This window comes from Pedobacter sp. PF22-3 (assembly GCF_026239555.1).
Lineage (GTDB): Bacteria > Bacteroidota > Bacteroidia > Sphingobacteriales > Sphingobacteriaceae > Pedobacter.
Map to the genome: position 1 here is coordinate 718,758 of NZ_JAPIVP010000001.1, position 9,250 is coordinate 728,007.

General features: G+C 37.5%; 8 protein-coding genes. 5 read left to right on the forward strand and 3 right to left on the reverse strand.

Annotation, left to right across the window (positions count from 1 at the left end):
• Nucleotides 1–54 precede the first annotated feature (54 nt).
• A complete protein-coding gene (locus tag OQX63_RS03080) occupies nt 55–666 on the reverse strand; it encodes an NUDIX hydrolase (RefSeq protein WP_265849418.1) in 612 nt (203 codons plus the stop codon).
• A 490-nt stretch (nt 667–1,156) separates the two neighbouring features.
• Here OQX63_RS03080 and OQX63_RS03085 point away from each other — a divergent pair, with 490 nt between their 5' ends.
• Entirely contained in the window at nt 1,157–2,032 is an 876-nt protein-coding gene (locus tag OQX63_RS03085; protein WP_265849419.1) for a hypothetical protein, read from the forward strand.
• A 73-nt stretch (nt 2,033–2,105) separates the two neighbouring features.
• Here OQX63_RS03085 and OQX63_RS03090 read toward each other — a convergent pair whose 3' ends face one another.
• Nucleotides 2,106–3,149: an NAD(P)-dependent alcohol dehydrogenase gene (locus tag OQX63_RS03090; RefSeq protein WP_265849420.1), complete on the reverse strand. Its 1,044-nt coding sequence runs from the start codon at nt 3,147–3,149 to the stop codon at nt 2,106–2,108.
• A gap of 97 nt (nt 3,150–3,246) precedes the next feature.
• On the reverse strand, nt 3,247–3,825 hold the full coding sequence (gene nudK / locus OQX63_RS03095) for a GDP-mannose pyrophosphatase NudK (RefSeq protein ID WP_265849421.1): 579 nt from the start codon (nt 3,823–3,825) through the stop codon (nt 3,247–3,249).
• Nucleotides 3,826–3,879: 54 nt separating this feature from the next.
• Between nudK and OQX63_RS03100 the strand changes: the two genes are divergently transcribed.
• The 4 genes from OQX63_RS03100 to OQX63_RS03115 all read left to right on the forward strand — a co-directional run bounded on the left by OQX63_RS03100 (nt 3,880) and on the right by OQX63_RS03115 (nt 8,821).
• Nucleotides 3,880–4,632, forward strand: a complete 753-nt coding sequence (locus OQX63_RS03100) for a DeoR/GlpR family DNA-binding transcription regulator (protein WP_265849422.1) — start codon at nt 3,880–3,882, stop codon at nt 4,630–4,632.
• Between the two features lie 284 nt (nt 4,633–4,916).
• Nucleotides 4,917–5,582 (forward strand): orotate phosphoribosyltransferase, encoded by a 666-nt coding sequence (gene pyrE / locus OQX63_RS03105; RefSeq protein ID WP_265849423.1) that lies wholly within the window; start codon nt 4,917–4,919, stop codon nt 5,580–5,582.
• Nucleotides 5,583–5,615: 33 nt separating this feature from the next.
• On the forward strand, nt 5,616–6,014 hold the full coding sequence (locus tag OQX63_RS03110) for an SRPBCC family protein (protein ID WP_265849424.1): 399 nt from the start codon (nt 5,616–5,618) through the stop codon (nt 6,012–6,014).
• A 131-nt stretch (nt 6,015–6,145) separates the two neighbouring features.
• Nucleotides 6,146–8,821 (forward strand): glycoside hydrolase family 78 protein, encoded by a 2,676-nt coding sequence (locus OQX63_RS03115; protein WP_265849425.1) that lies wholly within the window; start codon nt 6,146–6,148, stop codon nt 8,819–8,821.
• The last annotated feature ends 429 nt before the right edge of the window (nt 8,822–9,250 follow it).

Consider the following 9,250-nt stretch of genomic DNA (forward strand, 5'->3'; position numbering starts at 1 on the left):
GCCATCCGCTACTTGTAAAACAAGTTAAGCAGGGCGATCTTTGAAATAGAACACTTATAGCAATCCACCAGTCCTCAACACATCCATAATGGAAGGAAAAGTATTTTTAACAACCGGCGAAATATGGTTTTTATCCAACCAAACCGCCTCTTCAATCCCTTCTTCTTTTTGAGGGACCAATTTAGGTTCGCCTTTAACCTTCATTTTGTACCAGTTGGTTTTCTTGATCACCATTTTATTACCCATCGGATAAACATGATAGGTTTTACAAAGCTTTTCTTCGCGTTTAAAAACCCTGATTCCACACTCCTCTTCTACCTCACGAACAGCAGCTTCCTTCATTTTTTCGCCTTCTTCCAGCTTCCCTTTCGGCAGGTCCCATTTTTTGTTCCTGAAAATAAACAGGTAATTGCCATTTGCACTTTCTACCAAACCACCTGCAGCTTTAATAATGGCACAGTCTTTCTTTAATTTCTGAAAGGTTTCTTTTGGATTTTTAGTCAAGAAAATATAACTCTTTTTAGATCCGTTTTTTAGTTTTTTGTAGAACGTTTCCAGATTAAAATCCTGAAATTCAAGCTGCTGTATTTTTTCTTTTTGTTCTGGCAAAAAATCGGAGATAAACAATGTGTTATCGTTGATATAAATTCTATAGTTCCTTGGCATATAGTTTAAAGCATATTTAATTGGAGCATAAATGATCTTCACAAAATCACTCCTTCTCCTATTACCCCTAAAGGATATTTTAATTTCGGCAAAAAATATATTTGCTTACCCTAAAGTAGAAAAATTGTTTAGTTATTTATAAGGTATAAAAAAAGGTTACAACAATTAATGTTGTAACCTTATCTAAATTAACGCTCTCAATCAAAGATTGATGCAAGGCTCTCACCCCTTGCTTGGCACAAATATATAATAATTTATCAACCTGATAAAAAAAATCAAAAAATATTTCGGACATATTAATAATTTGACTTTAAAGATCTGATTGCTAATAGCTTGTGTTTTAAAGAAAAATATTTTCCCATCAAAGCCGTAATACACTATATCTTTAAAAAAATGGTTTAATAGTCATAATGGAATATTTGAAGGGAAAACACCATTTATAATACCTTTAACGATATTTTTTTTCATAATTTTAGCTTTTTAATCTACTATGCCCATACCTTCATTATCAGAAAAAGATCTGGAAGCATACCGAAATGATCTATCTAATCCGGAAAAATCAACTGGCGAGCTCTTCATCAAATTAAATGGGCTTTATCAGCATTTTGCCAATAATGAACAGCTCCTGGCAGATTTCGAATATGTTTCGGCACTTAACAGCCTCGAAAGTAGTTATGCCTCCAAAAAAGAGCATTTTAATAAAGAAATTGCTGAGCTAAAAAGGCAGTTTAAACAACTGGATAACCGGATTGTGGCTGCAGAACAGAAACTTCGACATGGCATTCCGGAAGACCTGCTGGTGATGGACAAAATTATTGCCGAACAGGAATCTATTGTAGAAGACCAGGAAAAGCTGAACAATGCCGAAACACATATTGTAGAGCAGGTACGCAAAATAGATATCGAACATGGTAAAGCGCTTCAAAAATTAGAACAACAACAAAACAATAGGGAAACTCCGTTTAAAGGCAAGTTTTCGGCCTTTAGCGAACAGATCAAGAATGCTGAAAAAGCAATTACTTTAAAAGTCCGGGGATTTTCGCTCCTGGCCATTATCGGTATTCCTTTAATTATAGATTTATTTTTTGGCGTAATAGGCTTGCCTACTTTATTCAAGGGTACCAATAATATTATTTTCAATCATTACATATTTTTGATCAGTTTGATTTTGATCGAATTATTCCTTGCCGATAAAATCAGAAACAGGATTTCACAGATGTTATCAATATCTTATCTTAAAGAATCGCTGAATACGCTCGGTAACCTATTAACTGAAAACAAAAGACAGCTAGCAAAAACAGAGTCAGAACACCGCATTTCTTTCTCTGAATTTGTAAAGAAAAATGGAGATGCCCTGGTTGATTAGCTATCCTTAAATAAAAAAGGGATTTAGAAATATTGCTACCTCTAAATCCCTTTTACCTTTGTTACAATCTGAACTACAATGTAGCCATATCAATCACAAACCTGTAGCGTACATCACCCTTTTGCATCCTATCGTATGCGGTGTGAATATCTTTCATATCAATCATTTCGATATCTGAAACGATATTGTTTTCTGCACAGAAATCCAGCATTTCCTGAGTTTCAGCAATACCACCAATACCTGATCCTGCCAGACTTTTTCTACCACCCAATAAACTGAAAGCTGCAATTTCTGCAGGTTTAGGAGGAACACCTACACAAATGTGTACCCCATTTGTCCTTAACAAAGAAAGGTACATGTTAAAATCATGTTCGGCAGATACCGTATCCAGTATAAAATCGAACGTACCCTTTGCTGCCTTAACCTGTGACGGATCGGTAGTTACCACAAAATGATGGGCACCCAATTTTTTAGCATCTTCTTCTTTTTTAGGCGAAGTACTTAATACGGTCACTTCAGCGCCAAAAGCTACACCAAATTTCACCGCCATATGGCCTAAACCACCTAAACCCAATACGGCCAGTTTATGTCCTTTTCCCACTTTCCAGTGTTTTAATGGAGAATAAGTGGTAATACCTGCACATAAAAGTGGTGCTACAGCAGCAAGATTCAATTTGTCTGATACATGAAGTACAAACTCTTCCCTTACAACAATCGTATCAGAATAGCCGCCATAAGTTGGTGTTTTACCATCTCTTTCTAAACCATTGTATGTTTGGGTATTGCCTTCTAAACAATATTGTTCTAAATCTTGCTTACAGTTTTCACAAACCTGACAAGAATCGACCATACAGCCTGTCCCCGCTAAGTCGCCCACCTTAAATTTCTTCACGTGATCTCCAACCTTCACCACCCTACCTACAATTTCATGGCCGGGAACCATAGGAAATATTCCCTCAAACCAATCGTTTTTTATCTGGTGCAGATCTGAATGGCAAACCCCGCAGAAAAGTATTTCGAACTGAACATCATGAGGACCTACTTCGCGGCGTTCAAAATTCCAGGGTGCGAGATCCGTTTCGGCATTTTGTGCCGCATATCCTTTTGTTGCTATCATAAAAATTTAAATTAATTAGAGATAACAAATGTAAACAGTCATTTGTTAAGAATAATTACACAAATCAAATCAATCATTACAAAATTCAAACAATCAACTATAACATCAATCCCTTTAACTGTGCATATTGCAACAACATAATTGTTTTCCCATCTCTTATTTCACCAGATTTCATCATTTCAAGTGCCTTTTCTAAAGGTAGTTCCAACACTTCTATATCTTCGTTTTCTTCTTCAAGGCCTCCTCCATCATGCAATTTCATATCATTTGAATACGCTGCAACAAAAAAGTATAATAGTTCAGTAACTGAGCCTGGTGACATATAAGCCTCGAAGACTTTTTCTACCTGTTCAATCCTGAATCCGGTTTCTTCTTCCGTTTCCCTTCTGATACAATCTTCTGGGTTATCCTGATCCAATAATCCTGCACAGCTCTCAATCAGGTAACCTGTATCATTTCCATTAATAAATGTCGGCAACCTGAACTGGCGGGTAAGTACAACCGTTTGATTATCTTTATTATATAATAAAATAGTTGCACCATTTCCCCTATCATATGCTTCGCGCTCCAGAATAGATTTAGCACCATCAGTACCAGTCATTTCAAAACTGACTTTTTTGAGGGTGTACCAATTATCAGATAAAACTTTGGTATCAAGAATATGAATATTTTTCATTATGATTATTTTTGATTAATTATGATTAAATTTGATCGAATTAAATCATTATATATGACATTTCAAAAAAGAGCGCATAAAATCCTTGAACTTTTAGAAACATCTGGTGAAGTTGAGATCCGCCAGTTAGCCACTAAAATTGGTGTTTCTGAAGTTACGGTAAGAAGAGACCTGACCAGCATGGCTGCAAACGGCCTACTCTACCGTACACATGGAGGTGCCATGAAAATAAGTGATGTGATCAAGCCAGTTTCATTTGCCAATAAAGCAGAAGTTAATCTAAAGGCAAAAGATGCAATCTGCAAAAGGGCAGCTGAAGATATAGTTGAAGGAGATGTAATATTTATTGATTGTGGCAGCACAGCCTTTAGGTTATGCCAGTTTATTAAAGACAAAAAGATAAAGGTAATTACCAATTCGCTACCAATAGTAAATGAGTTGCAACACAGCGCAGTAACGATAAACCTCATAGGAGGCGAAGTGGATGCAAGCAGACAAGCCGTTCATGGAACTATGGCACACGAACATATTGGCAGATACCAGGCTGCTAAAGCCTTTTTAGGCGTTGATGGGATTACTGCTGAAGGACTATATGCAGGCAGTGAATACGAGGCTTCTAATACCTTGGCTATGGCAGCACAAACCGGTTGCACTTATATGCTTTGTGATGCCAGTAAAATTGGAAAAACATCGTATCTGAAATTTAATGATTTATCGATTGTGAATATTTTAATAACCGACTATAAGGGACCCGAGGTAAACAAATTTGAATCAAAAGGAATATCCATATATTCAGTAACCGTTTGATAAGTGAATGAAAGGTTGGCCCTAGTGATCAATTGGATACTTCGCGTTGCTTTAAGCTGATCATAATTTATTTATAATCGATTTTCTAAACTAACAATTCTTTATCATACTGATTTACAGCTAGTGACAAGAAATCGCTTTTAGCATCCATCAAAATTTCCAATATTTGTAGTATTGAAATGCCGAAATCAAATCCCGATTCTTACATTTTTCTTCCCCAATTGCAAAATAAAGGGGTTTAATAAACGTTATGACAAACACAAATAAATCTGTAATTTTGAGCCATGTATAATAAAAGTGATATTGAATTAAAGGTAGCGGAATTTTTATTACAGATAAAAGCAATTAAATTACAACCAAATAATCCTTTTACATGGGCATCTGGTTGGAAATCGCCAATTTATTGCGATAACAGAATTACCCTTTCCCATCCTCAGGTTAGAACTTACATCAGGCAGAAACTTGCACAGGCCATACAAGAAGAGTTTGGTTCAGTAGATGTTATTGCAGGTGTTGCCACTGCCGGAATTCCTCAAGGCGTTTTAGTAGCGCAGGAACTGGGTTTACCATTTATCTATGTAAGAGCGAAAGCAAAAGAACATGGTACCGGAAGTTTAATTGAAGGCGAAGTGGTAGAAGGTCAACGTGTGGTAGTTATCGAAGATTTAATTTCAACCGGAAAAAGCAGCTTACAAGCTGTTGAAGCATTAAGGGCTGCAGGCTTATCGGTAGCTGGCTTAGCGGCAATTTTTACTTACGGTTTCGAAAAAGCAGATGAAAACTTTGCAGCTGCAAAATGTCGTTACTTAACCTTATCAAACTATGGCGCGTTGATTGATTATGCTGCCGAGCACAGCATTATTGCCAAAAGTGATATGGAATTATTAAGCAAATGGCGCTTAAATCCTTCACAATGGGGACAGGGTCAAGCTTTGAGTTCAGAGTCTTAAGTTCGGAGTAAAACAAATCTATACAAATATATAATGACTGTTATCGAGAGCACAGTAGAAGTTAATAAACCGGTTGCTGAGGTTTATGCTTTTCTATCCAATATGAACAATCACCAGCAATTGATGCCAGAAAATATTTACAACTGGGAATCAACCGAAGATGATGCACGGTTTACCATTCAGAATATGGCAAAATTGGCCATCAAGATTTCGAGTCGGGTAGAAAACCAGGAAATAATCGCAATTCCGAGTGAAAAAGCACCTTTTGATGTTGAATTAAAGTGGACAGTAGCAGATAATGGAAACGGAACTACTACAGCAAAACACATCATTTCAGCTGATTTAAATATGATGATGAAAATGTTGGCATCTGGTCCACTACAAAAACTGGCCGATCATCAAACAGAAAAACTGAAAGAGATTTTAGGATAAACATTAAATAATATTGTGTATACAGATCAATGAGACGAATTAAACTTCGTCTTTTTTTATGCGTAAAAATTCTATTGCGTTCTTTTATCAGTATATTATTTTAATACCTTAGTTTTGATAAGCCTAAAACTATGAATCTCAAATTTTTACAGATAACTACTTTATTTTTTGCTCTTTCTCCTCTTTCTAAGATATCAGCTCAATCGCTCACAGCCTTAAAAACCGAATATTTAGCCAGCCCGATTGGCTTGGATAGTCCGCACCCACGTTTTACCTGGCAAATGAACGATGCCAATCAAGGTGCTAAACAAAGTGCTTACCGCATTCTGGTTGATACCGATTCTGCTTTACTGGTAAAAGCCAATGCAAAATTATGGAACACGGGTTGGGTAAAGTCAGACCAAAATTTGGTTATTTATTCTGGTAAATTACTAAAACCTTTTACTAAATATTTCTGGCGGATTGATATTGCAGATGGGAGAAATAAAAAATCAGATAAAACCCACATCGCCAGTTTTGAAACAGGGATGATGAAAATGGAAAACTGGCAAGGTGCCTGGATTTCGGATAACGAAAATACAAAACTTAAGCCTGCACCCTATTTCCGCAATACCTTTAGCACCCATAAAAAAATTAAATCCGCCAGGGCTTACATTGCTGCTGCCGGCTTATACGAGCTTTCAATCAATGGCAAAAAGATAGGTAATCACCGTATGGATCCGATGTATACCCGTTTTGATAGGCGTACATTATATGTTACCTACGATGTAACGAATGCCATTAATATAGGCAAAAATGCGATTGGCGTACTGCTGGGCAACGGATGGTACAATCACCAGTCAACCGCAGTCTGGGATTTCGACCGTGCCCCCTGGCGCAATAGGCCAACTTTTTGTCTTGATTTAAAAATCACATATGAAGACGGTACAACCGAAACCATTAAATCGGGTAAAGAATGGAAAACGGCTTTAAGCCCAATTATTTTTAATAGTATTTATACCGCCGAACATTACGATGCCCGCCTGGAAAAAGCAGGCTGGAATACCCCAAATTTTGATGATAAAGATTGGAAAAATGTGATTTACCGTTCAGCACCATCTAAAAATGTTGTTGCACAGGTCATGCATCCCATCCGTAATGTTGAAGAAATAGCCAGCAAAAGTTTAAGAAAGTTTAATGATACCACCTACCTGTTTGATCTGGGCAGGAATATTTCGGGCGTAAGTAAAATTACTGTAAATGGGCCTGCCGGAACAGTTATTAAACTAAAACACGGCGAGCGTTTATACCCCAATGGGCACGTGGATATCTCAAACATTGATGCCCATTATCGCCCAACCGATGATACCGATCCTTTCCAAACCGACATCCTGATTTTAAACGGAAAAGGTGAACAAAGTTTTATGCCTCATTTTAATTATAAGGGTTTTCAATATGTAGAAGTAAGCAGCTCTGCTCACATTGAATTAAAAAAAGAAAATCTCACAGGTTATTTTATGCACAGTGATGTACCGGTTGTTGGTGACGTTAAATCTTCAGAACCGATCATTAATAAAATTTACTATGCCACCAATAATTCTTACTTATCTAATCTCTTTGGCTACCCCACAGATTGTCCGCAGAGAGAAAAGAATGGCTGGACGGGCGATGCACAGATTGCAATAGAAACGGGTCTTTACGGTTTTGACGGTATCACCATTTACGAAAAATGGCTCGCCGATCACCGCGATGAACAACAGCCAAATGGTGTGTTACCTTCCATTATTCCTACCGATGGCTGGGGTTATGAATGGGGCAACGGACCAGACTGGACAAGTACCATTGCGATTATTCCATGGAATGTTTACCTGTTTTATGGAGACAAAAAACTACTTGCGGATTGTTACGAAAATATCAGAAAATACGTGAACCATATTGATGAAACCTACCCAACAGGTTTAACCACCTGGGGTTTGGGCGATTGGATACCAGTAAAATCTAAATCTCCTGTAGAACTTACTTCAACCTGTTATTATTATGCCGATGTAGTTATTTTGGCGAAGGCAGCCAAAATTTTAGGTAAAAATGATGATCACATTAAATATACAGCACTTGCCAAAAAAATAAAAGATGCTTTTAATGCAAAATACCTGAATAAAGAAAAAGGGATTTACAACACGGGGATCCAAACCGAAATGAGTGTTCCGTTATATTGGAAAATTGTTCCGGAAGAATCTGTTGCTTTGGTTGCCAAAAATTTAGCCAAACGTGTAGAAGCCGACGGTTTCCACTTAGATGTGGGATTACTAGGAACCAAAGCCATTTTAAATGCGCTGAGCGAAAATGGTTACAGCAATATTGCCTACAAAGTCGCGTCGCAAAAAACCTATCCAAGCTGGGGCTGGTGGATGGAAAACGGCGCCACCACTTTATACGAGAATTGGCCAATAGATGCCAAATCGGATATTTCAATGAACCACATCATGTTTGGAGAAATTGGCGCCTGGTTATACAAATCACCGGGTGGTATTAAGCCAGATGAAAAACAGCCTGGCTTTAAACATATCATACTGGATCCGCATGTGGTGGAAGGCCTGAATTCTTTTGAGGCCAGTCACATTGGTCCTTATGGGAAAATTATCAGCGCCTGGAAAAGAACAAATGATGGAATTAGATACGATATCACCGTTCCGGCAAATTCTACAGCAAGCATTAAATTACCACTTACGCGTGGCGTGGGTATTTATATAAATGGTAAGGTAAACAACATTGGAAAAATAGATTTAGCAGCTGGTAAGTATATAATTGAGCAGAAAGCCCAAAAATAATTCAGACCTCCTAGGTTCTTAATGGATTTGTTTTTTTATGTTGTCATCCTGAGGGATAATTTATTGGATAAAAATCAATATGAAAGACAGTAGAATTTAATGGAAAATCTCTCCAAGGATCGTCATTGCGAGAAGGCTTTTTCAGCCGACGAAGCAATCTTTATAGCAAGGATTACTAGCAGGAAAGATTGCTTCGTCGTTCCTCCTCGCAATGACGACCTTTTTTGGGTGCCTGTCATTGCTAGGCACGAAAGATCTTTAAGCGATAGATTACTGACTCATCGATCAATATTGCTTCAAGTCTTTATATTGTAGATAGAGATTCTTCACTGCGTTCAGAATGACACCAATGATTCCGCGTTAGGGATAGTAAGGGTTCAGTACCGATCCTTCATCGGTACCGGAGCGAAGCGAAGCCCTGAAAAGGTA